The organism is Nonomuraea sp. NPDC049309 (assembly GCF_043196965.1).
GTDB classification, from domain to species: Bacteria; Actinomycetota; Actinomycetes; order Streptosporangiales; family Streptosporangiaceae; genus Nonomuraea; species Nonomuraea fastidiosa.
In genome coordinates, this window is the sequence record NZ_JBICSH010000008.1 from 213,469 (window position 1) to 240,462 (window position 26,994).

The 26,994-nt window shown below is 72.1% G+C and carries 22 protein-coding genes; 7 read left to right on the forward strand and 15 right to left on the reverse strand.

What is annotated here, in order from left to right:
- Window positions 1-2: 2 nt before the first annotated feature.
- From ACGFIM_RS36865 to ACGFIM_RS36880, 4 genes are all read left to right on the forward strand, one after another.
- Entirely contained in the window at window positions 3-1,364 is a 1,362-nt protein-coding gene (locus ACGFIM_RS36865; protein WP_393210633.1) for an extracellular solute-binding protein, read from the forward strand.
- Window positions 1,361-2,275 (forward strand): carbohydrate ABC transporter permease, encoded by a 915-nt coding sequence (locus ACGFIM_RS36870; RefSeq protein ID WP_393210636.1) that lies wholly within the window; start codon window positions 1,361-1,363, stop codon window positions 2,273-2,275. The genes ACGFIM_RS36865 and ACGFIM_RS36870 overlap by 4 nt, the downstream gene beginning before the upstream one ends.
- Window positions 2,272-3,093, forward strand: coding sequence for a carbohydrate ABC transporter permease (locus tag ACGFIM_RS36875; protein WP_393210639.1), 822 nt, complete (start codon window positions 2,272-2,274; stop codon window positions 3,091-3,093). Before ACGFIM_RS36870 ends, ACGFIM_RS36875 begins: the two co-directional genes overlap by 4 nt.
- Window positions 3,094-3,205: 112 nt before the next feature.
- On the forward strand, window positions 3,206-6,976 hold the full coding sequence (locus ACGFIM_RS36880; protein ID WP_393210642.1) for a S8 family serine peptidase: 3,771 nt from the start codon (window positions 3,206-3,208) through the stop codon (window positions 6,974-6,976).
- Between the two features lie 198 nt (window positions 6,977-7,174).
- Here ACGFIM_RS36880 and ACGFIM_RS36885 read toward each other — a convergent pair whose 3' ends face one another.
- The 9 genes from ACGFIM_RS36885 to ACGFIM_RS36925 are packed head-to-tail and all read right to left on the reverse strand — an operon-like array spanning window position 7,175 to window position 16,236.
- Entirely contained in the window at window positions 7,175-7,678 is a 504-nt protein-coding gene (locus ACGFIM_RS36885; RefSeq protein ID WP_393210645.1) for a hypothetical protein, read from the reverse strand.
- Between the two features lie 4 nt (window positions 7,679-7,682).
- Window positions 7,683-8,111: a winged helix-turn-helix transcriptional regulator gene (locus ACGFIM_RS36890; RefSeq protein WP_393210648.1), complete on the reverse strand. Its 429-nt coding sequence runs from the start codon at window positions 8,109-8,111 to the stop codon at window positions 7,683-7,685.
- A 47-nt stretch (window positions 8,112-8,158) separates the two neighbouring features.
- Window positions 8,159-9,751, reverse strand: coding sequence for an ABC transporter ATP-binding protein (locus tag ACGFIM_RS36895; RefSeq protein ID WP_393210651.1), 1,593 nt, complete (start codon window positions 9,749-9,751; stop codon window positions 8,159-8,161).
- On the reverse strand, window positions 9,748-10,818 hold the full coding sequence (locus tag ACGFIM_RS36900; RefSeq protein ID WP_393210654.1) for a serine hydrolase domain-containing protein: 1,071 nt from the start codon (window positions 10,816-10,818) through the stop codon (window positions 9,748-9,750). The genes ACGFIM_RS36895 and ACGFIM_RS36900 overlap by 4 nt, the downstream gene beginning before the upstream one ends.
- Window positions 10,815-11,987 (reverse strand): anhydro-N-acetylmuramic acid kinase, encoded by a 1,173-nt coding sequence (locus ACGFIM_RS36905; RefSeq protein ID WP_393210657.1) that lies wholly within the window; start codon window positions 11,985-11,987, stop codon window positions 10,815-10,817. The genes ACGFIM_RS36900 and ACGFIM_RS36905 overlap by 4 nt, the downstream gene beginning before the upstream one ends.
- Window positions 11,984-12,883, reverse strand: coding sequence for an N-acetylmuramic acid 6-phosphate etherase (murQ, locus tag ACGFIM_RS36910; RefSeq protein WP_393210660.1), 900 nt, complete (start codon window positions 12,881-12,883; stop codon window positions 11,984-11,986). Before murQ ends, ACGFIM_RS36905 begins: the two co-directional genes overlap by 4 nt.
- A gap of 8 nt (window positions 12,884-12,891) precedes the next feature.
- The gene (locus ACGFIM_RS36915; RefSeq protein ID WP_393210663.1) at window positions 12,892-13,716 is read right to left on the reverse strand and encodes an ABC transporter permease; all 825 of its coding nucleotides are present in this window, start codon (window positions 13,714-13,716) and stop codon (window positions 12,892-12,894) included.
- A complete protein-coding gene (locus tag ACGFIM_RS36920; RefSeq protein ID WP_393210666.1) occupies window positions 13,713-14,678 on the reverse strand; it encodes an ABC transporter permease in 966 nt (321 codons plus the stop codon). The genes ACGFIM_RS36915 and ACGFIM_RS36920 overlap by 4 nt, the downstream gene beginning before the upstream one ends.
- Window positions 14,679-14,688: 10 nt before the next feature.
- Window positions 14,689-16,236 carry an ABC transporter substrate-binding protein gene (locus tag ACGFIM_RS36925; protein WP_393210668.1) on the reverse strand — a complete coding sequence of 516 codons (1,548 nt, stop codon included), beginning with the start codon at window positions 16,234-16,236 and terminating at the stop codon, window positions 14,689-14,691.
- An 82-nt stretch (window positions 16,237-16,318) separates the two neighbouring features.
- Here ACGFIM_RS36925 and ACGFIM_RS36930 point away from each other — a divergent pair, with 82 nt between their 5' ends.
- From ACGFIM_RS36930 to ACGFIM_RS36940, 3 genes are all read left to right on the forward strand, one after another.
- A complete protein-coding gene (locus tag ACGFIM_RS36930) occupies window positions 16,319-17,203 on the forward strand; it encodes a MurR/RpiR family transcriptional regulator (protein WP_393210671.1) in 885 nt (294 codons plus the stop codon).
- A gap of 163 nt (window positions 17,204-17,366) precedes the next feature.
- Complete coding sequence (locus ACGFIM_RS36935) at window positions 17,367-19,010, forward strand: arylsulfatase (RefSeq protein ID WP_393210674.1); 1,644 nt, start codon at window positions 17,367-17,369, stop codon at window positions 19,008-19,010.
- A gap of 54 nt (window positions 19,011-19,064) precedes the next feature.
- Entirely contained in the window at window positions 19,065-19,631 is a 567-nt protein-coding gene (locus ACGFIM_RS36940; RefSeq protein ID WP_393210677.1) for a peptidoglycan recognition family protein, read from the forward strand.
- 18 nt (window positions 19,632-19,649) lie between these two features.
- Here the strand turns inward: ACGFIM_RS36940 and ACGFIM_RS36945 are convergent, their stop codons facing one another.
- From ACGFIM_RS36945 to ACGFIM_RS36970, 6 genes are all read right to left on the reverse strand, one after another.
- Window positions 19,650-20,186, reverse strand: a complete 537-nt coding sequence (locus ACGFIM_RS36945) for an NUDIX hydrolase family protein (protein WP_393210679.1) — start codon at window positions 20,184-20,186, stop codon at window positions 19,650-19,652.
- Window positions 20,187-20,210: 24 nt separating this feature from the next.
- The gene (locus ACGFIM_RS36950; RefSeq protein ID WP_393210682.1) at window positions 20,211-20,339 is read right to left on the reverse strand and encodes a hypothetical protein; all 129 of its coding nucleotides are present in this window, start codon (window positions 20,337-20,339) and stop codon (window positions 20,211-20,213) included.
- Window positions 20,336-21,340, reverse strand: coding sequence for an NrfD/PsrC family molybdoenzyme membrane anchor subunit (gene nrfD, locus ACGFIM_RS36955; protein ID WP_393210684.1), 1,005 nt, complete (start codon window positions 21,338-21,340; stop codon window positions 20,336-20,338). Before nrfD ends, ACGFIM_RS36950 begins: the two co-directional genes overlap by 4 nt.
- Window positions 21,341-21,386: 46 nt before the next feature.
- On the reverse strand, window positions 21,387-22,208 hold the full coding sequence (locus ACGFIM_RS36960; RefSeq protein WP_393210686.1) for a 4Fe-4S dicluster domain-containing protein: 822 nt from the start codon (window positions 22,206-22,208) through the stop codon (window positions 21,387-21,389).
- A 4-nt stretch (window positions 22,209-22,212) separates the two neighbouring features.
- Window positions 22,213-25,440 carry a formate dehydrogenase gene (gene fdh / locus ACGFIM_RS36965; protein WP_393210689.1) on the reverse strand — a complete coding sequence of 1,076 codons (3,228 nt, stop codon included), beginning with the start codon at window positions 25,438-25,440 and terminating at the stop codon, window positions 22,213-22,215.
- Window positions 25,441-25,546: 106 nt separating this feature from the next.
- Window positions 25,547-26,971: a rhamnulokinase family protein gene (locus ACGFIM_RS36970; protein WP_393210693.1), complete on the reverse strand. Its 1,425-nt coding sequence runs from the start codon at window positions 26,969-26,971 to the stop codon at window positions 25,547-25,549.
- Window positions 26,972-26,994 lie beyond the last annotated feature (23 nt).

Consider the following 26,994-nt stretch of genomic DNA (forward strand, 5'->3'; position numbering starts at 1 on the left):
AGATGACACGTAGGCTGGCCGGATCCCTCCTGCTGTTGACAGCGCTGACAGCAGCCGGCTGCGGCGGTGGCGCCGCCGAGGAGTCCTCATCGAGCAAGGAACTCGAGGTCCTCTACAAGGTCGAGCCGACGTGGCCGCACCTGGAGAAGATGCTCAACGACGCCAAGAAGCAGTACGAAGCGTCACATCCAGGCGTCTCCATCAAGCTGACCCCGGTGCAGGGCAACAACGAGGCCTACTACACCAAGCTGGCGCTGCTGAACCGCTCGGCGGACTCCGCGCCCGACATCTACTACCACGACACCTTCCAGGTGAACGCCGACGTCGCCGCGGGCAAGCTGGCCCCGCTCGACGAGTTCCTGGCCAAGTGGCCCGACTGGGAGACGCAGTTCCCCGACTCGGTCAAGCAGGCCGCCAAGGGCGCCGACGGCAAGATCTACGGCGTGCCGATCAGCACCGACACGCGCGGCCTGTGGTACCACAAGGACGTCTTCGCCAAGGCCGGACTGCCCGTCCCGTGGGAGCCCAAGACCTGGGACGACGTGCTCAACGCGGCCCGCACGATCAAGCAGAAGGTGCCCGACGCCGTCCCGTTCAGCATGTACTCCACGAAGGTCCACGGCGAGGCCGCCACCATGCAGGGCTTCGAGATGCTCCTGTACGGCACCCCCGGCGGCACGCTGTACGACGACGCCTCGCAGAAGTGGATCGCCGGCGGCAAGAACTTCACCGACGCCCTGACCTTCATCAACACCATCTACCGCGAGGAGCTCGGCCCCAAGCAGTCCGACGCGCACAACGCCAAGCTCGCCGACAAGGTCAACAACGAGTGGTTCCCGGCCGGCAAGATCGGCATCTCGCTCGACGGCGCCTGGACCGCGGCGGCCTGGAAGGAGACCAGCACCAAGCCGTGGCCGGAGTGGAAGGACAAGGTCGGCTGGACCGCCATGCCGACGCAGAACGGCGAGGAGCCCGGCCGGGTCAGCATGTCGGGCGGCTGGGTCATGGCGATGAGCTCCTACACCGAGCTCAAGCAGGAGGCGTTCGACTTCATCACCGTGGCGATGAACAAGGAGAACGCGATGACGTACTCCGTGAGCACCGGTGACCTGGCGGTCCGCAAGGACGTCGCGGCCGACCCGAAGTACACCGCCGACAACCCGTCGGTCAAGTTCTTCACCGACCTGGCCGAGGTGACGCACTACCGGCCGGCGTACGAGGCGTACCCGAAGGTCTCGGCGCAGATCCAGGAGGCCATGGAGGCGGTCACCACCGGCAAGCAGACGCCTGAGGAGGCCACCGCGGCCTACGCCAAGGCGCTGCCCGGTGCGGTGGGCGGCCCCGACAAGGTCATCGCCAAATGACGGTCGCCACCGCGCCGTCGCCCGCCGTGACGGGCACGCCTCCGGGCGGCCCGTCGCGGCGGGGGGTCCTGCGCTGGCTGCTGCCCCTCGGGCCGGCGCTGGTCCTGCTGGCGATCTTCATGGCGGGGCCCATCCTGTGGAGCGTCTACATCGCCTTCACGAATGAGACCCTGACCGGCTCGGCCTCGGTGAACTCGCAGTTCGTCGGGTTCGACAACTTCGTCAGGCTCTTCGACGACCCGAACTTCATCAACTCGTTCCTGCTCACGTTCGTCTTCGTGATCGGCTCGGCCGTCATCGGCCAGAACACCCTCGGCCTGATCATCGCGCTGCTGATGCGCGGGCGCGGGCGGGTGACGCGCAGCGTCGTCAACGGCGTGGTCATCGCCGCCTGGGTGATGCCCGAGATCGTGGCGGCGGCATGCTGGTTCTCGTTCCTCGCCGAGGAGGGCACGCTCAACACCGTGCTCGGCATCGAGCAGGAGTGGCTCTACACCGCGCCGATGTTCGCGGTGATCCTGGCCAACGTCTGGCGCGGCACCGCGTTCTCCATGCTGGTCTACTCCGCGGCGCTGTCGGAGGTGCCGAAGGACCTGGTCGAGGCGGCGGCGGTGGACGGCGCGGGGCCCGGCAGGCGGCTGCTGCACATCACGCTGCCGCTGATCCGCCGCTCGATCATGTCGAACCTGATGCTGATCACCCTGCAGACGCTGGCCAGCTTCGGGCTCATCTACGCGCTGACCGGCGGCGGGCCGGGCACCGCCAGCCAGACCACCCCGCTCTACATGTACGAGCAGGCGTTCCGCTACTTCGAGATCGGCTACGGCTCGGCGATCGCGCTCGTCCTGCTGGTCATCGGGGCGCTGTTCTCGCTGATCTACCTGCGCCTGATCAAGGTGGAGGACGCATGACCAGACTCGCCGCGCGCGGCGCGGCCAACCTCGCCCTGCTGGTGATCGCCCTCGCGTTCCTGGGGCCGTTCCTGTGGGTGATCATCGCCTCGGTGCAGCCGGAGGCCACGCTGTCGGCCGCACCGACGTTCGAGTTCTCCCTGGACAACTTCAAGGCCGTGCTGACCTGGGAGACGATCGTGCTCCCGCTGATCAACTCGGTGATCATCTCGGGGTCGACGGCGCTGCTGACGGTGATCGTGGCGGGCCTCGCGGCCTACCCGCTCTCCCGCTACCAGCTGCGCTACCGGCGGCACTTCATGCTGACGCTGCTGTTCACCACGGGCCTGCCGATGACGGCCATCCTGGTGCCGGTCTACGCGATGTTCTTCAGGTTCAACCTGTACGGCTCGGTGCCGGCGATGGTGCTGTTCCTGACCGCGAGCTCGCTGCCGTTCTCCATCTGGATGATGAAGAACTTCATGGACGGCGTGCCGGTCAGCCTGGAGGAGGCCGCCTGGGTGGACGGCGCCGGATGGGTGCAGTCGCTGCGCGCCGTCGTGGGGCCGCTGATGGCGCCGGGCATCGCGGTGGTGGCGATCTTCGTTTTCGTCGGGCAGTGGGGCAACTTCTTCGCCCCGTTCGTGCTGCTCGACGCGCCGGAGAAGCAGCCGGCCGCGGTGACGATCTACACGTTCTTCTCCCAGTACGGGCAGGTCGCCTACGGTCAGCTCGCCGCGTTCTCGATCCTCTACACGGCGCCCGCGGTGGTGCTGTACGTGGCGGTCAACAAGTACCTGGCGGGGTCGTTCAACCTCGGCGGTGCGACGAAGGGCTAGGTGGCGGAAACACGACAAGTCAGGATGTGGCCACCGCGATTACATGGACAGCGCCGTTCGGGATGACTAGGAAATCGGTATTCGTGCTTACCGATTCTCTGGAGGTCGTCCCATGCCGCGAGGCTTAAGCCTGCTCAGGCAGCACCTGAGAAGGGGCCTGAAGCGGGGCACGGCGCTCGCCGTCCCCACGGCCCTGGCGGCCGCGCTGCTCGCGGCTCCCGGTGCGTACGCCGAGGACGCCCCGGTCACACCCTTCACGGCCGCGGCGGACAGCGACGAGATCACCCTGATCACCGGAGACCGGGTGCGGGTGCGCGCCGTGGACGGCGGCCACCACGCGGTCACCGTCACGCCCGCGCCGCGCCCCGACGGCTCCGTGCCGGCGTTCCAGGTGACGCAGACCGGGCGCGACGTCACGGTCATCCCCGACGACGTCGCCGCGCTGGTACCGCAGCGGCTCGACCCGGCGCTGTTCGACGTGACGGCGCTGGCCGAGCAGGACTTCGGCGACGCCATCCCGCTCATCCTCACCTTCGCGGACAACGCCCCCAAGCCGGCGCTGACCGCCCTGCCCGCCGTCCAGCAGCAGCGCACGCTGGAGAGCATCGGCGGCGCGGGCGTGACGGTGCCCGAGTCGGGCGCGGCCGCGTTCGGCGCGCAGCTCGCCGCGCTCGCGTCGGCCTCCCCGCAGGCGCGCGCCGCGGGAGCGCTGTCCGGCGTGGAGAAGATCTGGCTGGACCGCAAGATCAAGCCCGCGCTGACCGGCAGCGTGCCGCAGATCGCCGCACCCGCCGCGTGGGCCGCCGGCTACGACGGCAGCGGCACCACCGTCGCCGTGCTCGACACCGGCGTGGACGCCACCCACCCCGACCTCGCCGGTAAGGTGGCCGCCCGCCAGGACTTCACCGGCCAGGACGCCGCGGGCGACCCCCACGGCCACGGCACCCACGTCGCGGACACGATCGCCGGGGCCGGCGTCGAGGGCGGCAAGGGCGTCGCGCCCGGCGCCCGGCTGGTGGACGGCCGCGTCCTGGACGCCTCCGGCCAGGGGCAGCTCTCGTGGGTCATCGACGGCATGGAGTGGGCCGCCGCCGAGCAGCACGCCCAGATCGTCAACATGAGCCTGAGCAGCCCCGAGCCCGGCGGGCCCGTCAGCGACGCCCTCGCCACCCTGGCCAGGGAGCACGGCACGCTGTTCGTGGTCGCGGCGGGCAACGACGGCTGCGAGTCCTGCGTCGGCTCGCCCGGCGACGCCCCCGAGGCGCTGACCGTCGGTGCCGTGGACAAGCAGGACGCGCTCGCCCCCTTCTCCAGCCGGGGCCCGATCACCGCCACCCAGGCGGTCAAGCCCGATGTGACCGCGCCCGGCGTGGACATCACCGCGGCCAGGGCGGGCGGCGGGCTCGTCGCCATGTCCGGCACCTCCATGGCCACCCCGCACGTCGCGGGCGCGGCGGCGCTGCTGCACCAGGCCCGCCCGAACCTCACCGGCGGCGAGCTGAAGGCGCTGCTCATGGCCACCGCCACGCCGGGCGATGACATCCCCGTGGACGCCCAGGGCGCGGGCCGCATCGACGTGGCCGCCGCGCTCGGCAGCACGATCGTCGCCTCGACCGGCGCGCTCGACTTCGGGCGGCTCCAGGAGGGCGAGGACAAGACGCTCACCATCGGCTACCGCAACCTCGGCGATCAGCCCGCCGAGCTCGACCTGAGCGCCGGTGACGCGTTCACCGTCGAACCGGCCAGGCTCACCGTCCCCGCGGGCGGCACCGCCGAGGCCCGGGTCACGCTCAAGGGCGACCGCCCCGGCGTGCTGCGCCAGGAGCTCGTCGCGGGCGGCGCGCGCACGCTGCTGACGGGCAGCGTCGAGGAGAAGCGCGTCGAGCTGCGGGTACGCGGCATCGCCAGGGACGGAAGGCCAGGCCGCGGCGGTTTCACCGTGCTCAACCTGGACGAAGGCACGCTCGTCGGCCGCGTGCTGCCCGGCGACCCCTCCGAGCCCTGCACCGACGCCACCTACGGCTCCGGCACCTGCCTGCTCGTCAAGCCCGGCACCTACTCCGTGCTCGGCCACATCTTCACCATGCCCGCCACGCAGGACAGCACCGACACCGGCACGCCGCTCAACGAGAGCCTGCTCGGCGACCCGGAAATGAAGATCACCAAGGACACCGAGGTCGTCCTGGACGCCCGCAAGGCGGTCGAGGTCAAGGTCGAGACCCCCGACCACCAGACCAAGCGCAACCCCGGCGCCGCCGCGGCCCTCATGTGGTACCGGGCCGGCGAACAGGGCACGGCGCTGCGCGGCGGCACCACGATCACGCCCGGCGCGCAGATCGAGGAGCGGCTGTTCGTCCAGCCCACCAAGAAGGTGACCAAGGGCACGTTCGTCGTCGCCACCCGCTGGCGGCTCGCCGCGCCCGAGATCACCTTCACCGCGCCGGGACTGAAGCTCGACCCCCAGTACGTCGACCCCGTCCAGTTCAGCGACCTCGCCACCGAGTACCCGCGCCTCGACGGCACCCGCGTGCTGCTCGCCGTGGACGCCGGCCGCGGCACCCCCGCCGAGATCAAGGCGCGCAACCTGCGCGGCAGGCTCGCCGTCATCCGCCGCACCGACGGCGTGCCGGTCTCCACGCAGGCCAACGCCGCCGCCGCGGCCGGCGCGGCCATGGTGGCGGTCTACAGCGACACGCCCGGCGCGGACGTCACCACCGGCGGCAACGGCGTCAAGCTCGCCGTCCCGACCGTGCGGCTCACCCACGAGGAGGGGCTGCAGCTCGTCAAGCGGGCGCGCCTGCTGCCGGTGCCGGTCGTCGCCAAGGGCGTCGTGGCCAGCCCCTACCTGTACGACCTGTACCTGCGCGAGAAGGGCCGGGTGCCGGACAAGCTCACGTACAAGGTGCGGGCCAAGTCGCTGGCCAGGATCGAGACCGGCTACCACAGCCAGCTCGCCGACGACGTGACGGTCACCGAGGCCCGCTTCGCCTTCGAGCCGTGGGACGCCTCGTCCATCTCCGTCAACCACTCCATGGCGAGGACGCCGCGCGTCCGCACCGACTACGTCACCCCCGACCCCGAGGTGAGCTGGAGCACGTCGGCGAGCACGCCGGAGCGGCCGTACAACAACATGTTCCCGCACCCCGACACGGCCCGCGTGTCCGTGACCTCGCCGGAGCTCCGGCCCTACAAGACGGGCGAGCGGGTCGAGCGCACCGTGTTCAAGCAGCCGCTGCTGCCCGGCTTCAACCCGCTCAGCCCGACCCGCAGGGAGGGCGACAGGCTCCGGCTGTCCCCGCAGGGCTTCGTGGACGCCCAGGGCAACTTCGGTGAGGCGTACACCAGCCAGTTCGAACACGGCCTGAAGACCGACTTCCGGCTCTACCAGGGCGACACGCTGCTGTGGCAGACGAACTACCTGCCGTCGGGGTCGGGCGACCTGCCGCCGGAGAAGGCGACGTACCGGATCACCTACGACGTCGCCAACGAGGCCGACTGGGCCAGGCTCGCCCTGCGCACCCGCGGCGAGTGGACCTTCACCTCCGAGCACACCGACGGCACCACGGCCGTGCCGCTGCTGCTGGCGAGCTTCGACGCGCCCGTGGACCTGAAGAACCGGGCGTCGTCGCGCAGGATCGCGCTCACCCTGCGCAACCAGGAGGGCGCCGAGCAGCACGCGATCAAGGACGTCTCGCTCGAGGTCTCCTACGACGACGGCCGCACCTGGACGCAGGCCCGCCTGCGCGCCAAGGGCGAGCGCCGCTACGAGACGACGCTCGGCCGCGCGCCGTCGTCCGGGTTCGTCTCGCTGCGGCTGCGCGCCTCCGACGTGCGGGGCGACACCGTGACGCAGGAGGTGATCCGCGCCTACGCCCTGCGCTGAGCCCGCGGGCGTGACACGGGGGAGCGCCGCACTGGCGCTCCCCTCTCGTCATGCCCGGCTCTTCTCGGTGCGCCCGTCGCCGGGGCGGACGTCCGCGCCTCGTCCGTCACCGGCAGCGCGCCGGGCGGCCGGTCCCGCGCCGGGTGCCGCGTGAACCAGACGAACAGCGCCCCGCTGTCAGCCCGAAGGACGGACCGGTCAGCGGAAGCCGCGGTCGGCGCGGTCGGAGCGGAAGGCGTCCAGGCGGCCGAAGTCCAGCTCGTGCACCGAGACCGGCGCGTCCGGCGGGCCGGTGAAGAAGCCGTCGTGCGTGCGCGGGCACGGGTTGGCCAGTCCGGTGACGCCCGCGCAGGGGTGCCCGTGGTAGGTGGTCTCGTGGTGCCAGTCGCTGACCGCCACGTACGTCATGAACTCGTACGCCCGCGCCACGCTCATGTGCTGCCACAGCGTCCTGGCGGGGGCGGGGCCGTCCCAGCGGGTGACGGAGAAGGCGGGCACCAGCACGGCGTCGAGGCCGTCGCGCCCGGCCAGGCTGGCCGAGTACCACAGGTCGGCGCAGAGCAGCACGTGCAGGCGGCGGCCGGCCAGCTCGGGCAGCAGTACCACGTCGCCGGAGAAGCCGCCGAGCAGCGCCTCGACGGCGTCGAAGTTGGCGTGGCCGTCGGGGGACCAGTGCGGCGGCTGGACTAAAAGGATCTTCACGGGACTACTGTGGCTCGCTGACCCGCAGCGGTGCCATGTCCTCGGTCCGCACCGGCTCCCGGCAGTGCGCGCACACCATCACCGGCTCCAGCTCCGCGCCGCAGGCGTGGCCCCACACCGTGGGCGGCTCGCCGGGCGTGACGTAGCGGTCGCCCCACGACATCAGCGTCAGCAGCACCTCGTTCAGCGCCCTGCCGGACTCGGTGAGCACGTACTCGTAGCGCGGCGGGCGCGTCTCGTAGGGGCGGCGTTCGAGCAGGCCGAACTCCTCCAGCTTGCGCAGCCGGGCGGTGAGGATGTCGCGGCTCGCGCCGGTGTTGCGGGCGATCTGGTCGAAGCGCCGCACGCCGAGGAAGATCTCCCGCAGCGCGAGCAGGCTCCACCGCTCGCCGACGATCTCGAGCGCGTTGGCGATCGAGCATTCCCTGGGCATGAAACCCGCCTCCTGCCGCGTCCACCCGGTAAGTCGGATATTCCAACTTACCGGGTGCCGGGGATGGCGGCGAGCAGCTCCCGCGTGTAGCCGTCCGTGGGGTCGTCGAAGATCTCGGCCGCCGTGCCGCTCTCCACGATCCGCCCGCCGCGCATGACGTGCACGCGGTGGGAGATCATCCGCACCACGGCCAGGTCGTGGCTGATGAACAGGTAGCTCAGCCCCAGCTCCTGCTGCAGCTCGGCGAGCAGCTCCAGGATCTGCGCCTGCACCAGCACGTCCAGCGCCGAGACGGCCTCGTCGAGCACCACCAGCTCGGGGGAGAGCGCGAGGGCGCGGGCGATGGCCACCCGCTGGCGCTGGCCGCCGGACAGCTCGTGCGGCAGCCGCCCGAGCATCGAGGAGGGCAGCGCCACCCGGTCGAGCAGCTCGGCGGCCCGCTTCCTGCGCTCGGCCGGGGTGCCGACGCGGTGCACGCGCAGCGGCTCGGTGATCGACTTCTCCACCGTGTAGCGGGGGTCGAGCGAGGCGTACGGGTTCTGGAAGACCGGCTGCACCCGCCTGCGGAAGGCGAACAGCTCGCGCCGCCCCAGCCCGGCCAGGTCGGTGCCGTCGAAGCGGATGCTGCCCGCGGTGGGCTCGTCCAGGCCGAGCAGCAGGTTCGCGGTCGTGGACTTGCCCGAGCCCGATTCGCCCACGATCGAGACCGTCTGCCCGCGCGGGATCGAGAACGACACGCCGTCCACCGCCGTGAAGTCGGGGTCGCCGTCCCTGCCGGGGAACACCTTGCGCAGCCCCTCCACCACGACCAGGTCGGGCGCGTCGCGGGGCGGCTCGGGCACCCGTGCCGACGACAGGCTCGGCACCGCGCCGAGCAGCCTGCGGGTGTACTCGTGCCCGGGGTCGCTGAGGATGCCCGCCGCGGGGCCGGTCTCCACGATCTCGCCCTTGTACATGACCGCCACCTCGTCGGCACGCTCGGCCGCGAGCGCGAGGTCGTGCGTGATGAGGAAGACGGCCGTGCCCATCTCGGCGGTGAGCTGTTCGAGCTGGTCGAGGATGCGCCGCTGCACGGTCACGTCCAGGGCGGAGGTCGGCTCGTCGGCGATGAGCAGCTTGGGCCGGCAGGCCAGCCCCATCGCGATGAGCGCCCGCTGCCGCATGCCGCCGGAGAACTCGTGCGGGTACTGCCGGGCGCGCCGGCGCGGCTCCTGGATGCCCACCATGTCGAGCAGCTCGACCACCCGCTCGCGCGCCGCCTTGCCGCTCGCCAGGCCGTGCACCTCCAGCGCCTCGGCGATCTGGTCGCCGATGCGCATGAGCGGGTTGAGGTTCGACATCGGGTCCTGCGGGACCAGGCCGATGCCGGCGCCGCGGATCGCGGTCATCTCCCGTGCGGTCGCCTTGACCAGGTCGCGGCCGTCGAAGACGACCCGGCCGCCGGTGATGCGGCCGCCCTCGGGCAGCAGCCGGTTGACCGCCGCCGCGGTGGTGGACTTGCCCGAGCCGGACTCGCCCACCACGGCGACGGTCTGGCCCGGCATGATGCGCATGGAGACGTTCCTGACGACGGTCACGTCCTGCTTGCGGGTGCGGAAGGCGACGGAAAGGTCGTCGATCTCCAGGAGCGGGGTCGTCATGCGGTCCTCGATCGATCTTCGACGGCCTGCAGCAGGCCGGCCCAGAGGGCGTCCGTGGGGGTGGGGGAGCCCTCGACGAGCAGGCGGTTGCTCGCCAGGGCCAGCACGATGTCGCGGCCGGGCACGAAACCGACCGCACAGCCGACGTAGCCGGGGTGGCCGAGCACGGTGACCGTCTCGCCGGGCAGGTCGAGCGCGTACCTGCGGAAGCCCAGCGCCTGTTCGGGGTCGGGGCCGGGGGCGAAGAACTCCCGCACGACCTCGGGCCGCCACAGGTGGTCGTACTCCTCGTACCTGGCCATGGCGGTGGCGAACTTGAGCAGGTCGGGCACCGTCGAGAACAGGCCCGCGTGCCCCGACACGCCCTCGAAGGCGTGGTAGGCGTTGCCGTCGGCCACCTCGCCGAGCACCGGCCCGGTGCGCCAGCGGGCGAAGTCGGTGCTGCGGTAGGGCACCGGGTACGGCCGCCCGGTGTCCAGCATGGTCATCTCGACCCGGTCGTCCAGCGCGCTCATGGCGACCTCCGCGCCCGCCGGGCGGGCGTAGGTGGTGGAGGTCAGGCCGAGCGGCCGGGTGACCAGCTCGGCCAGCGCCCGGTCCAGGCGCAGCCCGGTGACCGCGCCGACGATCCGGCCGAGCAGGATGAAGCCCAGGTCGGAGTAGTGGCGGGCACGGCCGGGCCGGTAGCGCGGCGGCGGCATGTCCGCCTTGATGTACAGCGGCCACCACTCCCACAGACCGCCCCGGTGCAGCAGCAGCTCGCGCACCGTGATCGCCTCGTACGAGTGCGGCAGGTACGCGCGCAGCGGGGCGTCCAGGTCCACCAGCCGGTCGGAGACCAGCCGGATGAGCATCGTGGTGGTGGCCATGACCTTGGTCACCGAGGCCAGGTCGTGGTAGGTCTCCAGCGTCATCCGCGCCAGGCCCTCGAGGCCGTGCTCGGTGGCCTGCACCGTGCGGTGGCCGGTGACCTCGGTGAGCTCGAACCACGGCGTGCGGGCCGCCATGACCAGGCCGGGCGGCGGCTCCGGCTTCCGCCCTTCGTTCATCGGGTTCTGCGGGGTCATCGGGTGAGCACCAGCGAGCGCGGCCCCTGCGCGAGCGGCGCGGGGAGCACCAGCGGTCCCGCGCCGGGGGTGAGCGTGCCGAGGATGCGGGCGGCCGCCGCGCCCGTGCCGCCGGGGACGGTGCCCGGCAGGCCGTGCGCGGTCAGCCAGCCGATCAGCGCGAACGCGATGGCCTCCTTGTCGTCGGAGGGCGCGCCGTACTCGTCGGAGCGCGCCACCCGCACGCCGGGCAGCGCGGCGCGCAGCCCGTCCATGATCACGGGGTTGCGGGCGCCGCCGCCGGAGACGACCAGCGCGTCCACCCCGGACGCGCGCACGTCGCGGGCGACGGTCCGCACGGTCAGCTCGGTCAGCGTGGCCACCAGGTCGGCGTCGCCGACCGGCGCGGCGGTCCTGGCCAGGGCCTGCTCGACGTAGCCGAGGTGGAACAGCTCCTTGCCGGTGCTCTTGGGCGGCGCCAGCCGGTAGTACGGCTCATCCAGCAGCACCGCGAGCAGCCCCTCGTGCACCCGCCCGGACGCGGCGATGTGGCCGTCCTCGTCGAAGCCGCGCGGGTGCAGGCCCCGGCTCGTCACCACGGCGTCGATCAGGGCGTTGGCCGGGCCGATGTCGTAGGCGTGCAGCCCCTGCCCCGAAGCGCCGCGGACCACGGTCATGTTGGCGATGCCGCCCAGGTTGAGCGCCGCCGCGCCGCCCTCGTGCGCGCCGAGCAGCAGTCCGTCCAGCACCGACACCAGCGGCGCGCCGTGCCCGCCCGCGGTGATGTCCCTGATGCGCACGTCCGACAGTACGGGCGTGCCGGTGCGCTCGGCGATCCAGGCGGGCTGGCCGATCTGCAGCGTGCCGCGCGCGTGCGCGCCCTCCACCCAGTGGTAGACGGTCTGGCCGTGCGAGACGATCAAATCGACGGGCCCGCCCGCCTCGATCGCCTGCGCGGCGGCGTCGGCGAAGCTCTGCCCGATGAGCGTGTCCAGCTCGCACACCTCGGCCAGCGTGGTCGGCGCGGGCGGCAGCGCCGCGATCAGCCGCGACCGCAGCTCATCGGCGTACGGCGTGCTCGCGGTGTGGCCGAGGCGGCCTTCGAGCACGCTCCCGACGAGCTCGAAGTCCACCACCGCCACGTCGATGCCGTCGTGCGAGGTGCCGGAGATCATGCCGAGGACCTTCATGCGGTCTCTCCCAGCGCGACCCGCAGCCGCCCGCCCGCCTCGGCCAGCCGGGCCGCGGCCTCCTGCGGCGACAGGCCGAAGCGGGAGGCCACCACGGCCTGCTTGACGTTGAAGCCGTTGGCGTCCAGCGCGGCCAGCGCCTCCTCCCGGCCGGCCCCGGTGATGGTGCGGACCATGCGCACGGCGCGCTCGCGCAGCTTGCCGTTGCTGGCCTTCACATCGACCATCAGGTTGCCGTACGTCTTGCCGAGCCGCACCATGACGATCGTCGAGAACATGTTGAGCACGAGCTTCTGCGCGGTGCCCGCCTTGAGCCGGGTGGAGCCGCTGATCACCTCGGGCCCGACCAGCACCTCGATGGCGTGCTCGGCGGCGGCGCTCAGCGGGGTGCCCGCGTTGCACGACAGCCCGACGGTCAGCGCGCCCAGCTCGCGGGCCCGCCGTACGGCGGCCAGCACGTACGGGGTGCGCCCGCTGGAGGCGATCCCCACCACGGTGTCCAGCGGGCCGATGCCGGCCGCGTCGATGGCGGCGGCGCCGGCCTGCTCGTCGTCCTCGGCGCCCTCGCAGGGCGAGACGATGGCGCTCTCGCCGCCCGCGATGATCGCGAAGACCTGCTCGGGCGGGGTGGAGAACGTCGGCGGGCACTCGGAGGCGTCCAGCACGCCCAGCCTGCCCGGGGTGCCCGCGCCCACGTAGACCAGCCGGCCGCCGGTCTCCATGCGGGCGGCCGTGGCCTCGATGGCGGCGGTGATGCTGGGCAGCGCCGTCTTCACCGCGCCGGGCACGGTGGCGTCCGCCGCGTTCATGGTGGCCGCCAGCTCGCCCACGCTCATGGTGTCGATGCCGGCGAAGCGCGGGTCGGCCGACTCGGTCGTCAGTTCGGAGAGATTCACCGCTTTCCTCAGGTTCCTCGGTGTCCGCGGTTTCTGGGGTCGAGTGTGTCGCGCAGGCCGTCGCCGAGCAGGTTGAGCCCGACCACGAGCAGCACGACGACCGCGCCTGGCGCGATCAGCGTCCACGGGGCGATGAACACCAGGCTGCGCGCCTCGAAGATCATCGAACCGAGCGACGGTGCGGGGGGCGGAGTGCCGAGCCCCAGGAAGCTCAGCGACGCCTCGGTCAGCACCGCCCACGACAGCGAGAGCGCCACCTGGACGACGATGATCGAGGTGATGTTCGGCAGCACGTGGCGCAGCATGATCTGCCAGCGGCTCTGGCCGGTCGAGACGGCCGCCTTGACGTACTCGATCTCCCTGAGCGAGAGCACGGGACCGCGCGTCACGCGGATGAAGATCGGCACGTAGACGATCGCGATGGCCACGGCGATGGTGAACCAGTTGCGGTCCAGCACCGACGCCAGCGACAGCGCGAGCAGCAGCGGCGGGAAGGCGAACAGCACGTTCGTCACCCCGCCGATCGCGCCGTCGGCCCAGCCCCGGTAGAAGCCCGACACCAGCCCGCCCAGCGTGCCCACCACGGTCGCGAACGCCACCGCGACGACCGCGATCAGCGCCGAGTTGCCGACGCCCGCGGCCACCCGGGAGAACACGTCGCGCCCGAACTGGTCGGTGCCGAACAGGTGCTCGCCCGACGGCCCGAGGAAGCGCGACGGCGGGTTCTGCGCGATCGGGTCGTAGGGCAGCAGGTCCAGGTACGACAGCACGGCCACGACGGCCAGCAGCGCCAGGATCACGATGCCCGTGATGGCGGCGGGACTGCGCCTCATGACGCCCTCACCCGCGGGTCGATCACCCGGTAGAGCAGGTCGGTCAGCAGGTTGACCAGCACGAACGCCAGCGCGATCACCAGCACGGTGCTCTGCACGACCGCGTACTCCTTCTGCTGGATGCCGAGCAGCACCTGCCGCCCGATGCCCGGCACGGAGAAGATCTGCTCCACCACGACCGCGCCGCCCAGCAGGTAGCCGAACTGCAGGCCGGTCATGGTGACGATCGGGACGAGCGCGTTGCCCAGCACGTGCCTGACCTGCAGCCGACGCTCCGGCACGCCCTTGGCACGGGCGGTGCGCACGAAGTCGTCCGAGCGTACCTCCAGCACCGCCGTACGGGTGGTGCGCAGGATCGGCGCCGCGATGCCGAAGCCCAGCACGAGCGCGGGCAGAAACATCTGCTGCAGGTTGAGCAGCGGGTCCTCGGTGAAGGTGGCGAAGCCCTGCCCGTTGGGGTTGAAGCCGAACGACGCGGCGAACACCGACAGCAGCGTGGTCGCCAGCAGGAACGCCGGGATCGACAGCCCGGCCAGGCTCACCACCTGGCCGGCGGCGTCGCGCAGCGAGTTCGTCCGCGAGGCGGCCAGCATGCCGAGCGGCACCCCGATCAGCAGCGCCAGCAGGATCGACAGCACGGCCAGCTCGAACGTCACCGGCAGCGCGTGCAGGGTCAGCTCCAGCACGCTCTGCTGGGAGCGGGCCGAGTAGCCGAAGTTACCGGTGAACATGTTGCCGAGCCACGAGAAGAACTGCGTGACCAGCGGCTGGTCCAGGCCGTAGTACTGCTCCAGAGCCTGCCGCTGCGCCGGGGTGAGCGCGGCGGCCTCGGTGCCCAGCCCGGCGGTGATCTGGTCGCCGGGCAGCGCCCTGAGCATCACGAAGACCACCACGGCCACCCCGAACAGGATGCCGATCGTCTCCGCGATGCGGCGCAGCGCCCGGTTGCGTACGAACCTCATCGGTGGCGCCTCAGCCGACGGACGTGGTCCGCAGGTACTGCAGGGAGCCGCTGGCCATCGGCACGAAGCCCTGCACGTTCGACGTGGTCGCGGTGTAGGTGTAGCCGGCGAACAGCCAGATCCAGGCCGCGTTGTTCTCCAGCTCGGCGGCGACCTGGTCGTAGATGGCCTTGCGCTCGGCCTGGTCGGTGGTGGCCTTGCCCTGCGCGAAGAGCTTGTCCAGCGCGGGCGAGCTGTAGCCGGCGACCTTGTTGAGGTTGCCGTCGCTGGTGAAGTAGCGGCCGTAGGAGCCGTCGGGGTCGGGGCGGCCGCCGTTCAGCGCCACCGCCGCGTCGAAGTCGGCGGCGACCCAGCGGTCCACGTACGCGCCGGACTCCAGCACCTCCAGGTCCAAGTTGATCTTGGCCTCGGCGAGCTGGGCCTTGAGGTTCTGGGCCTCGTTGACGGAGGTGGCGTACTCGCCCTGGGAGACGATCGTCTTGACCGTCACGCCGCTGGACTTGCCGGCCTTGGCGAGGTAGTCGGCGGCCTTGGCGAGGTCGCGGGTGGGGCAGGGGCGCTTGTCCGGGTCCGACTTGAACGCGGGCGCGGTGATCGGGCCGGTCACCTCGCCCTCGCCGAGCGCGGCGGTGTCGAGGACCTGCTTGCGGTCGATCGCGCACTGGATGGCCAGGCGGACGTTGACGTCCTTCAGGTCGCCGCGCCGCGCGTTGAGCTGCAGGACGTGGTAGTTGAGCTGCGGCGTCTTGGTCACGGTGATCGTGCCGCCGCCTTCGGCGGTCTGCGCGACCAGCGGGTCGTTGAAGACCGCGAGCTGCACGTTGCCCGACTGCATGGCCGAGACGATGGACGACTCGTCGGGGATGACGCGGAACTCCACCGAGCCCACCTTGGGCTTCTCGGGGCCCCAGTAGGCGTCGTTCCTGGTGAGGGTGATCGACTGGCTGGGCACCCGCTTGCCGAGCGTGAACGGGCCGGTGCCGTTGGGGGTGGTGGTGAGCTTCTCCTCGGTGTCGTCGGAGGAGAGCATGGCCATGTTGACGGTCGCCAGGTTGGCGGGCAGCGCGGCGTCGGGGCTCTTCAGCTTCAGCACCACGGTGTTCTTGTCGGGCGCCTTCACCGACTCGACCGACGACAGCGAGGCGCGGGCCACCGCCGCCGTCTTCTCGTCCATGATCTTGTCGAGGGACGCCTTGACGTCCTCGGAGTCGAACGCGCTGCCGTCGGCGAAGGTCACGCCCTGGCGCAGCTTGAAGGTCAGCGTCTTGCCGTCCTTGCTGGTCTCCCAGGATTCGGCGAGGCCGGGGACGACGTTGAGGTCCTTGTCGAACTCGGTGAGCGTGCCGTACAGGTTCTGCAGCACGTTGACGGCCGTGAACTGGGTGGCCTTCCAGGGGAAGAGCGTGTCGGGGTCGGAGGTGACGCCGACGACGAGCGAACCGCCGCTCTGGGCGTTCCCCGGATCGGCGGCGGGGGTACCTCCGGAGGACGAGCAGGCGGTCAACGCGACGGACAGCGCAGCGGCGACGCCGACCGCGGAGAAGGCGCCACGGGGCATGTGCTCTCCTTGGTGCAGTAGGTCATAAAATTACACAGACCCTACCACCAGGGTATTTATTTTCCACCGACGGGGATGAGTGATGACGGGCGAGGACGCCGAGACCCTGCTGATCCGCATCCGCGCTGCCATGCCCGCCCTGCGCCCGTCGGAGCGGCGCATCGCCGAGATGTTCACCGAAGACCCCGCCGCCGCGGCCAACCTGTCCATCGCCGAGCTGGCCGCCCGCTGCCAGACCTCCACGACCTCCGTCGTCCGCTTCTACCGCCGCATGGGCTACGCCCACTACCGCGACTTCAGGATCGACCTCACCCGGGCCGTCGCCAGGGAGGAGCTGGCCACCGCGAGCCTGCCCGAGGTCTCCGGCGACATCGACAGGAACGACAGCCTGGCCGGCATCGTCACCAAGGTGGCCATGAACGAGACGCTGTCCATCGCCGACACCGCGCGCTTCCTCGACATGGACGCCCTCGGCCAGGCCGTGGAGCTGCTGCTCGGCGCCCGCAGGATCGACACCTTCGGCGTCGGCGCGAGCGCGCTCGTCGGCCTCGACCTGCAGCAGAAGCTCTCGCGCATCGGCCGCACCGCGATCAACTGGCCCGACTCGCACTCGGCGTGGACCTCGGCCGCCACCCTCGGCCCCGGCTGCGTGGCGCTCGCCGTCTCCCACACCGGCGCCACCGTGGACACCGTCGAGTTCCTCGCCATCGCCGGCAAGTCGGGGGCCGCCACGATCGCGCTCACCAACTTCCGCGAGTCGCCGCTGGCCCGCACGGCCGACGTGACGCTCACGACGGCCGCGCGGGAGACCAAGTTCCGCTCCGGCGCGCTGGGCAGCCGCATCGCCCAGCTCATGGTGGTGGACTGCCTGTTCACCGGGGTCGCGCAGGCCTCCTACGACGAGTCGATGGAGGCGCTGCGCAACACGTACGCGGTGGTGCACGACCGGCGCGTCACCCGCGACTGAGCCCTCGCCCCGCTGCGGGAGCGCGCCGTCATCCCGGCGCGTTCCCGGACCCCCGGGGGCTGCACGGCATCCGCCGCGCGTGGGGTCACCTCTCCTGAGCGCCGGAGTGAGTTCGCCGGGCATTCGCCCACCATACGCCGTGACCTCCGCTATGTTGCCCTTCGTGATCAACGGGCCTTCGCGCCGAGCCTTCTTCGCCGGTGCTCTCGCCGGCCTCGCCATGCCCGCGGCCGCCTCGGCCGCCGCCCCGGCGAGCGCCGCCACACTTGACACCGCCGCCGCGCGCGGCAGGCTGCCCGAGCGGCCGAACATCCTGCTCATCCTGGCCGACGACCTGGGATGGGGAGAGATCGGCAGCAACGGCCAGCGCGCCATCCGCACCCCCAACCTCGACCGCCTGGCCGCCGAGGGCGTGCAGTTCACGACCGCCTACTCGGGGGCGCCGCTGTGCGCGCCGTCGCGGTGCGCGCTGCTCACCGGGCTGCACGCCGGGCACGGCACCGTGCGCCAGAACCCCGCAGGCGGCCCGCAGCGCTCGCTGACCGCCGACGACCTCACCTTCGCCGAGCTGCTGCGGATGTCGGGCTACCGTACGGCGTGCATCGGCAAGTGGGGCTTCGGCCCCGAGGACCCCGGCCACGTCTCCCACCCGAACGCGCGCGGCTTCGACGAGTTCTACGGCTACATCGGGCACAAGCACGCCCACCAGTACTTCCCGAAGTACCTGTGGCACAACGGCGAGAAGGTGCGGCTGAACGGCGGCTCGTACGCGCCGCACCTGTTCCGCGAGCGCGCGATCGAGTTCATCAAGGACAGCGGCGACAGGCCGTTCCTGCTGTACTTCCCGACCAACCTGCCGCACGCCCCGAGCGCCGTCCCGGGCGACGCGGGGCCGTACGAGAACCGCCCCTGGAGCGGCCCCAACCGCCGGCACGCCGCGCAGGTGTCCAGGCTCGACACCGACGTCGCCGCGCTCATCAGGGCGCTGCGCGACGCGGGCGTGGCCGAGCGCACGCTGGTGCTGTTCACCAGCGACAACGGCCCCCACCACGAGAAGGGCGTGACGCCGGCGCTGTTCGACGGCAACGGCCCCTACCGCGGGGGCAAGCGCGACCTGTACGAGGGCGGCATCCGCGTCCCCATGATCGCCTGGTCGCCCGGCCTGCGGCACCGTGTGGTCAGGCGGCCGGTCGCGTTCTGGGACGTGCTGCCCACCCTGGCCGACCTCGCCGAGGTGCCGGTGCCCGCCCGCGTCGACGGCCTGTCCTTCCGCGGCCTGCTCACCGGCGGCGACGCCCCCGAGCACGATCACCTGGTGTGGAACCGCCCGCGCAAGATGCAGGCCATCCGCAGGGGCCGGTGGAAGGCGATCAGGTTCGGCCCGCACGTCGCCGGGGCCGGGCCGCGCGGCCGGGTCGAGCTGTACGACCTGCGCACCGACCCGTACGAGCGCAGGAACCTGGCCGCCGCCCGCCCCGGCCTGGTGAAGCAGCTCCTGACCAGGCTCGACCGGTCGATCGGCCCCGACTCGCGGCTGCCGTACGGGCTGCGCACGGAGGTGCGGGCCGATGAGGTCGTGGTGACCCTGCACAACGGCTCCGCCGAGCCCTGGCGCGACGTGCGGCTCGGCCTCGACGGCGAGCGGGGCGCGAGGCCGCGCGCGGTGGCGTCGGTGGCCCCCGGCATGTCGGTCTCGGCCCGCTTCCCCGTCCCTGCCTCCGGCGGGATCACCGCGCGCGCCGACTTCAGGGCGCGCGGCAGGAAGCAGGTCTTCCGTCGCGCCCACCGGGCGGCCGCCACGGGCTGACCTCACCTGGGCGGCAGCTCACTCTGATGACGAAGAGTGATGACATGACTACAAATGGTTGACATGCTGGTGACCAGGACATTCCCCCGAGAAGAGGAACGCATGAACCTGGTCACCAGAGCCGAATGGGGCGCCAAGAAGCCGACCGCCTCCTACACCAGCCTGCGGGCGACCAAAGGCGTGAAGATCCACTACACCGGCGGCGCGGTGCCCGCCGGCCTCGCCGAGCCCGCGAACCACGACCGCTGCGCGGACCTCGTCCGCGGCATCCAGCGCATGCACATGGCGGGCGGGCGCGGCGAGCGCTACATCGACATCGGCTACAACCTGGTGTGCTGCCCCCACCGGTACACCTTCGCCGGACGCGGCCCGCACGCCCTGCCGGCCGCCAACGGCGCCGGGCTCAACGCCGGCCACTACGCGGTGCTCGCGCTGCTCGGCAGCTCCGGGCTGACCGAGCCCAACGACGACCTGCTGCACGCCCTGGTGGACGCCATCGAGTACCTGCGCGAGCACGGCGCCGCCGGCCCCGAGGTCAAGGGGCACCGCGACGGCTACAGCACCTCCTGCCCCGGCGACCCGCTCTACCGCTGGGTCAAGGCCGGGGCGGAGCGCCCGTGACGTTCCCGGACCCGGGGCTCAGACCAGCCGGCCCACGTGGGCCAGCGCCTGCTTGAGCAGCACGCCCTGGCCGTTCGCCATCTCCTGCTGCACGCTCGGCGAGGCCGCCTCCTCCGGCGTGAACCACACCAGGTCGAGCGCGTCCTGCCGGGGCCTGCAGTCGCCGGCCACCGGCACGATGTAGGCCAGCGAGACCGCGTGCTGGCGCGGATCGTGATAGGGGGTGACACCGGGCGTCGGGAAGTACTCGGCCACCGTGAACGGCTGCGGCGAGGCCGGGATGCGCGGGAGCGCCACAGGGCCCAGATCCTTCTCCAGGTGACGCATGAGGGCGTCGCGGATCCGCTCGTGGTGCAGCACCCGGCCGGAGACCAGCGCCCGGCTGACCGTGCCGTCCGACAGGATGCGCAGCAACAGCCCGACGTGGGTGACCACACCGGTGTCATCGACGCGCACCGGAACGGCGTCGATGTAGAGGATCGGCATCCTGCCCCGCACCGACTCCAGTTCTTCGGGTGCGAGCCAGGCGGGCGTCGTTTCGGTCTTCTCGGTCATCTGCTGATCGTAAGGCCGGCCGGCTCAGCGCCGTACCGTGGGCCTGCCCCACAGGACGGCCCGCGGCGGGGTCCGGCCCGCCAGCCACGAGGCCGTGCAGACGACCAGCACGATGCCGAAGAACGGCAGATACTCCGCGACTTTCCGCTTCATCGAAGGTCACGCTCCGCTTTCGCCAAGGCCAGCCGCCTGCGCTGCGGCTGGACGGTGTAGCGGGGATCGCGAGCCGACTCCATCCCCGCCTGGAAGATCCCGAACCGGGTGCACGCCGACCCGGCCAGCAGCGCCGCGCCCGCCGCCACCGCCGCGAGCCTGCTGCGGCGGCCCATCGTCGCCCCCGCCACCGCGCCCGCCAGCGACAGCGCCTCGCCCAGGCGCAGCAGCCTGCTGCGCCTCAGCGGCTCGCCCAGCGGGCCGAGACGGCGCTCCATCCGCAAGGCGGCCACGCACTCCACCGCCGCGCCGAGCAGCGCCACCCGCCGGGCCGGTGCCGCCTCCGCAAGCGGCGCGGCCAGCAGGCCGAGCCCGCCCGCCGCCGCCGTGGCCGACCCGGCGAACAGGAACGGCATCTCCCGATGGCCCTCGTGCCAGGCCGGCACCGCCGTGTCGCAGATCAGCGCCGCCGTGTACGTCGCCACCGCGGGACCCACCAGCCCCGCGCCCACGGTGGCCGCCCGGCCCGCGCCCGGCGCGACGCCGGTGAGGTCGCAGGCCGCCGCCAGCCCGGCCTGCGGCCCGTACGCGGTGAGTATCCACGTGCCGACGCTCATCGGCGAGGTCACCTTGAACACCCGCAGCATGTTGACGAACCGCTCGGGCCTGCCCAGGTCGTGGATGAGCGCGTACAGCGAGCCGCCCAGCGCGCACAGCGCCCCCACCTTGCCCGCCCTGGCCAGGCGCGGCCTGCCGGTCAGCTCGGCGGCGGCGGCCAGCGTGGACGACGCGCCCGCCAGCCCGCCGAGGAACAGGTAACCGGCGATGTCGGGGGCCTGCCACGTCGGCTCCTTCAGCACCGGCCGCCCGTAGTAGGAGCCCGGCTCCGCCTTCGGCGCCGGCGCGAGCCGTTCGCGCCTTCGGCCCGCCGAGCCCGGCGTGGCCTCGCGCTCGCCGCGCAGCTCCGCCGAGCCGTCCATCCGCACGTCGGTCTGGCTCATCCGCGCCGCCCCCGTCGCATCCGCTCGTCCGTGAAAGGCCCCGCCGTCATCCGCGCCGCCCCTTCCACGCCAGCGCCGCCACGCCGGCCAGCAGGCCGAGCGCCGCCACGCCCACGTGCCGCCACATCGACGGCAGGTCCCTGGTCGTCACCACCGGGTCGGGCGGCAGGCCGTACACCTCGGGCTCGTCCAGCAGCAGGAAGAACGCGCCCGTGCCGCCCACGCCGTCACCGGTGTCGTGGCCGTACAGGCGGGCCGAGGTCGCGCCCGCCTCGTGCAGCTGGGCCAGCCGCCGCTCGGCGCGCTCGCGCAGCTCGTCGAGGTCGCCGAACTGGATCGAGTCCGTCGGGCAGGTCTTGGCGCAGGCCGGCTCCTGCCCGGCCCCGAGCCGGTCGTAGCACATCGTGCACTTGGCCGCCGTGCCGCTGCTCTCCCGCTTGCCGATCACCCCGAACGGGCAGGCCGGCACGCAGTAGCCGCAGCCGTTGCAGACGTCCTCCTGCACCACCACCGTGCCGAACTCGGTGCGGAACAGCGACCCCGTCGGGCACACGTCCAGGCAGGCCGCGTGCGTGCAGTGCTTGCACACGTCGGAGGCCATCAGCCAGCGGAAGTCCATGTCGCCGACGCCCGGCTCCTGATGGCCGAGCGGCCGCCGCTGCTCGACGAACGCCACATGCCGCCAGGTGTCGGCGCCGAGACCCGCCGTGTTGTCGTAGGACATGCCGGTGAACTCCATGCCGTCGTCCGGCACGGCGTTCCACTCCTTGCAGGCCACCTCGCACGCCTTGCAGCCGATGCAGATGCTGGTGTCGGTGAAGAAGCCGACGCGCCGCCCGTCGATCTGCTCCCTCAGGTCGAACGCCACCGCCTCACACCTCCGTTCCGGTACGGGCGTCGATCCCGGCCCGCCGCTGGTACGACCTGACCAGCTCCGGCAGCGCGGGCCCCCGCGGCCGCCGCCCGGGACGGATGTCCGCCGACAGCGCCTTGACCTCCTGGATGTGGGAGTTGGGGTCCAGCGAGATCGACGACAGCTCGTTGGCCGCGTCCCCGGTGACCAGGCCGTTGGGCCCGAAGTGGAACGGCAGCCCGATCTGGTGCAGCACCCGCCCGTTCAGGTGCAGCGACGGGATGCGGTCGGTGACCAGCACCCGGGCCTCGATGGCGTTGCGCGCCGTGATGATCGTCGCCCAGTCGCCGTGCACCAGCCCGCGCTCGGCGGCCAGCGCGGGGGAGACCTCGCAGAACATCTCCGGCTGCAGCTCCGCCAGGTACGGCGTGAACCGGCTCATGCCGCCCGCCGTGAAGTGCTCGGTCAGCCGGTACGTCGTCACCACGTACGGGTACACCGACGCCCCCGGCTCGTCCCCGCTCGGCTGGTAGCGGTTGTGCTCGTGCGGATAGACCTTGCGCACGGGGCTGCGCTGCCGGCCGTACAGCGGGTTGGCGACCGGCGAGTCCTGCGGCTCGTAGTGGGTGGGCAGCGGCCCGTCCACCACTCCGGTCGGAGCGAACAGCCAGCCCTTGCCGTCGGCCTGCATGATGAACGGGTCGATGCCCGACAGCGCCTCCACGCCCTGCGCGCCGGGCGGCGGCCGGTAGCCGGGGCTCTTGTCCGTCTCGAAGTCCGGCACGTCGTATCCGGTCCAGCGCTGCGCCCCGGCGTCCCACCACACCAGCCGCTTGCGCTCGCTCCACGGGGTGCCGTCGGGCTTGGCCGATGCGCGGTTGTAGAGGATGCGCCGGTTGGCGGGCCAGGCCCACGCCCACTCGGCGGAGATCCAGTTCTGCTCGGAGGCCGGTTTGCGGCGGGCCGCCTGGTTGACCCCGTCGGCGTACACGCCGCAGTAGATCCAGCAGCCGCAGGCCGTGGAGCCGTCGTCCTTGAGCGCGTGGTAGCCGGGCAGCGGCCGGCCCTGCGCGTCCCAGCCGTTGATCTCGGCCAGCACCGCCTCGGCCGACGGCTCCTCCGTCGCGCCCTCGGTCGGGTAGTCCCAGGTGAGGTCGAGCACGGGCCGGTCCATCGGGTCGGCCGAGCCGGCCAGCTTCTCCCTGATGATGCGGCCGAGGTGGTACATGAACCACAGGTCGCTGCGGGCGTCCCCCTGCGGCTCGACCGCCTGGTGGTGCCACTGCAGCAGCCGGTTGGTGTTGGTGAAGCTGCCGTTCTTCTCGGTGTGGCTCGCGGCGGGCAGGAAGAACACCTCGGTGCGGATGTCCTCGGTCTTCAGCTCGCCCGTCTCGATCTCCGGGCCGTCCTTCCACCAGGTGGCGCTCTCGATCAGGCTGAAGTCGCGCACCACCAGCCAGTCGAGGTTGGCCATGCCGAGCCGCTGCATCTTCGCGTTGGCCGAGCCGACCGCCGGGTTCTCGCCCAGCAGGATGTAGCCCTTGCAGGTGCCGTCGAGCTGCGCGAGCACCGTGTCGTACGTGCTGTGCGAGCCGGTCAGCCGGGGCAGCCAGCCGAAGCGGAAGTCGTTGTCCGGCTGCGCCGAGTCGCCCCACCATGCCTTGAGCAGGCTGATGAGGTAGGCGGGCATGTTGGCCCAGAAGCCCTTGTGCGGCGCGTCGGCCAGCAGGAAGTCGCGCAGCCGCTCGTTCTCGTGCGCGTGCGGCATCGGGATGTAGCCGGGCAGCAGGTTGAACAGCGTCGGGATGTCGCTCGAGCCCTGGATGCTGGCGTGCCCGCGCAGCGCCTGGATGCCGCCGCCCGGGCGGCCGATGTTGCCGAGCAGCAGCTGCAGGATGCTCGCCGCCCTGATGAACTGCGAGCCGTCGCTGTGCTGCGTCCAGCCCACCGCGTACACGAACTCCGACGTCTTGTCCGGCCCCGAGTTCTCCGTCAGGTGCCGGCAGACCTCCTCGAACAGGCGGCGCGGCACCCCGCACACCCGCTCGACCATCTCCGGCGTGTAGCGGGCGAAGTGGCGGCGCAGCACCTGCAGCACGCAGCGCGGATGCTGCAGCGTCTCGTCGCGCTCGGGCACGCCGTCCAGCGGCATCCCGGCGCTGCCCTGCACCTCGGGGCGGCCCGGCGGGGTACGGCCCTCGCGCCGGTCGAAGTCCTCGTCACGGTCGCCCGAGGCGGCGACCGTGGACATGCCCTCGTACTGCCAGGAGTCGATGTCGTAGGTGCGGCTCTCCTCGGAGAAGCCGGAGAACAGGCCGTCGAGGTCCTCGGCGTCGCGGAAGTCCTCGCGCAGGATGGCCGCCGCGTTGGTGTAGTTGACCACGTATTCGCGGAAGTACAGCTCGTTCTCCAGGACGTGGTTGATGATCGCGCCGAGGAACGCCACGTCGGAGCCCGCCCTGATGGGCACGTGCAGGTCGGCCATCGCGCTCGTCCTGGTGAAGCGCGGATCGACGTGGATGACGACCGCCCCGCGCGCCTTGGCCTCCATCACCCACTGAAAGCCCACCGGGTGGCACTCGGCGAAGTTCGAGCCCTGGATGACGATGCAGTCGGCATGCTGCAGGTCCTGCATGAACGTGGTGGCGCCGCCGCGCCCGAACGACGTGCCGAGTCCCACCACGGTCGAGCTGTGGCAGACGCGGGCCTGGTTCTCGATCTGCACCACGCCGAGCGCCGTCAGCAGCTTCTTGATGAGGTAGTTCTCCTCGTTGTCGAGGGTCGCGCCGCCCAGGCTGGCGATGCCCATGGTGCGCGCGGTACGCCGCCCGTCGTGCTCCCATTCCCAGGTCTCGCGGCGGGTCGCGATGATCCGGTCGGCGATCATGTCCATGGCCGTGGCCAGGTCGATCTCCTGCCAGTCGGCCCCGCCCGGCGGCCGGTAGAGCGCCTTGTGCATGCGCCCTGACCCGGTGGTGAGCTGCAGGCTGGCCGCGCCCTTCGGGCACAGCCGGCCCAGGCTGATGGGGGAGTCGGGGTCGCCCTCGATCTGGACGACCTTCTCATCCCGGACGTAGACGTTCTGGCCGCAGCCCACCGCGCAGTACGGGCAGACCGACTTGACCACCCGGTCCGCCGTAGCCGTGCGGGCCGTGCGCGCCTCCGTCTTCGCCGACTTGGCCGCCGGCCCCCGTGCCGTGCGGTCGGCCCCCGTGAGCTGCCGCAGCAGCGGCCACGCGAGATCCATGGCATCCCCCCGATGTCCCCGGCCCGAGTCCTGCCCGGGACGAGCGGGGGGAAAACCGGCAGGTCACAACGGCCGGGACGATCTCCCGGCTCCTGGTAGAAACAGGTCAGAACAGCCGGGAGGCCGCCTCGTCCCAGGCGCGCAGGTCGCCGGAGGGCTCGTAGCGGCGCAGCGGCTGGGTCTCGGCGACCAGCGCCCGCATCTCGCCGAGATCGGAGACCAGCCCGGCCGAGCGCGCCTGCACCAGCACGTTGCCGAAGGTGGTCGCCTCCGCCGGCCCGGCCACCACCGGCAGCCCGCAGGCGTCGGCGGTGAACTGGCACAGCAGCTCGTTGCGGGATCCGCCGCCGACCAGGTGCACCACCTCGACGTCGCGGCCGGACAGCTCCATCGCCTGCCGCACCGCCAGCCGGTGGCCGATCGCCAGGCTCTCCAGCACGCACCGCACGTACCCGGCGGGGGAGGAGGGCGGGCGCTGCCCGGTGCGGCGGCACTCGGCGGCGATCCTGCCCGGCATGTCGCCCGGCGGCAGGAACACCGGCTCGTCGGGGTTGACGACGGCGGCGAAGGCCGGCTCCTTCGCCGCGGCGGCCAGCAGCTCGCCCAGGTCGGAGCCGGGCCAGGCGCGCAGGCACTCCTGCAGCAGCCACAGGCCCATGACGTTGCGCAGGTAGCGGACGGTGCCGTCGATGCCGGCCTCGTTGGTGAAGTTCGCGGCCCGGCTCTCGGGGGTGAGCACGGGCTCCGGCAGCTCGACTCCGGCCAGCGACCAGGTGCCGCAGGAGATGTAGGCGAACGCGGGGCCGGTGGCGGGCACGGCGGCCACGGCGGAGGCGGTGTCGTGCGAGCCGACCGCCATGACCGGGGCCGACCAGCCGATCTCGGCGGCCACGTCGGGCCGCAGCCCGCCCGTCTCCTCGCCCGGCCGCCGCAGCGGCGGCAGGATCCCGGCGGGCAGGCCGAGCTGCTTGACCAGCGGTAACGCCCACGACCTCGTGCGGACGTCGAGCAGGCCCGTGGTGGAGGCGTTGGTCACCTCCGCGCCGATCTCGCCGGTCAGCCAGTAGCCGATCAGGTCGGGGATCAGCAGCATGGTGGCCGCGCCGTCGAGCCGGTCGGCCAGCAGCTGGTAGAGGGTGTTGAACGGCAGCACCTGCAGGCCGTTGACGTCGTAGAGGGCCTCGGCGCCGACCTCGGCGGCCACCCGCTCGGGAATGCCCGCGGTGCGGTCGTCGCGGTAGTGCACCGGGTTGCCGAGCATCCGGCCCGACTCGTCGAGCAGCGCGTAGTCGACGGCCCACGAGTCCACGCCGATCGAGGCGACCGGGCCCGCCTCGCGCAGCCCGGCCAGGATCTCCCGGTACAGGCCGAGCACGTCCCAGTGGAGGCGTCCTGCCACGCGCACGGGGCCGTTGGGGAAGCGGTGCGTCTCGGTCAGCGTCAGGCCCTCGGACAGGTCGGCGAGCATCACCCGCCCGCTGGAGGCGCCCAGGTCGACGGCGGCGAATCGATGGCTGGTGCTGCTGGTCATGCGGTCCTCGGCGATCTCACGGC

Excerpts from the sequence above, each read along its gene's own strand:
- ACGFIM_RS36950 (WP_393210682.1), bottom strand. The coding sequence starts at position 20,339 with ATGAAGCGGAAAGTCGCGGAGTATCTGCCGTTCTTCGGCATCGTGCTG.
- fdh (WP_393210689.1), bottom strand. The coding sequence starts at position 25,440 with ATGGATCTCGCGTGGCCGCTGCTGCGGCAGCTCACGGGGGCCGACCGC.
- ACGFIM_RS36880 (WP_393210642.1), top strand. The coding sequence starts at position 3,206 with ATGCCGCGAGGCTTAAGCCTGCTCAGGCAGCACCTGAGAAGGGGCCTG.
- ACGFIM_RS36890 (WP_393210648.1), bottom strand. The coding sequence starts at position 8,111 with ATGCCCAGGGAATGCTCGATCGCCAACGCGCTCGAGATCGTCGGCGAG.
- ACGFIM_RS36940 (WP_393210677.1), top strand. The coding sequence starts at position 19,065 with ATGGTTGACATGCTGGTGACCAGGACATTCCCCCGAGAAGAGGAACGC.
- ACGFIM_RS36895 (WP_393210651.1), bottom strand. The coding sequence starts at position 9,751 with ATGACGACCCCGCTCCTGGAGATCGACGACCTTTCCGTCGCCTTCCGC.
- ACGFIM_RS36930 (WP_393210671.1), top strand. The coding sequence starts at position 16,319 with ATGACGGGCGAGGACGCCGAGACCCTGCTGATCCGCATCCGCGCTGCC.
- ACGFIM_RS36920 (WP_393210666.1), bottom strand. The coding sequence starts at position 14,678 with ATGAGGTTCGTACGCAACCGGGCGCTGCGCCGCATCGCGGAGACGATC.
- ACGFIM_RS36900 (WP_393210654.1), bottom strand. The coding sequence starts at position 10,818 with ATGACCCCGCAGAACCCGATGAACGAAGGGCGGAAGCCGGAGCCGCCG.
- ACGFIM_RS36865 (WP_393210633.1), top strand. The coding sequence starts at position 3 with ATGACACGTAGGCTGGCCGGATCCCTCCTGCTGTTGACAGCGCTGACA.
- ACGFIM_RS36875 (WP_393210639.1), top strand. The coding sequence starts at position 2,272 with ATGACCAGACTCGCCGCGCGCGGCGCGGCCAACCTCGCCCTGCTGGTG.
- nrfD (WP_393210684.1), bottom strand. The coding sequence starts at position 21,340 with ATGAGCCAGACCGACGTGCGGATGGACGGCTCGGCGGAGCTGCGCGGC.
- ACGFIM_RS36915 (WP_393210663.1), bottom strand. The coding sequence starts at position 13,716 with ATGAGGCGCAGTCCCGCCGCCATCACGGGCATCGTGATCCTGGCGCTG.
- ACGFIM_RS36945 (WP_393210679.1), bottom strand. The coding sequence starts at position 20,186 with ATGACCGAGAAGACCGAAACGACGCCCGCCTGGCTCGCACCCGAAGAA.
- ACGFIM_RS36870 (WP_393210636.1), top strand. The coding sequence starts at position 1,361 with ATGACGGTCGCCACCGCGCCGTCGCCCGCCGTGACGGGCACGCCTCCG.
- ACGFIM_RS36925 (WP_393210668.1), bottom strand. The coding sequence starts at position 16,236 with ATGCCCCGTGGCGCCTTCTCCGCGGTCGGCGTCGCCGCTGCGCTGTCC.
- ACGFIM_RS36905 (WP_393210657.1), bottom strand. The coding sequence starts at position 11,987 with ATGAAGGTCCTCGGCATGATCTCCGGCACCTCGCACGACGGCATCGAC.
- ACGFIM_RS36970 (WP_393210693.1), bottom strand. The coding sequence starts at position 26,971 with ATGACCAGCAGCACCAGCCATCGATTCGCCGCCGTCGACCTGGGCGCC.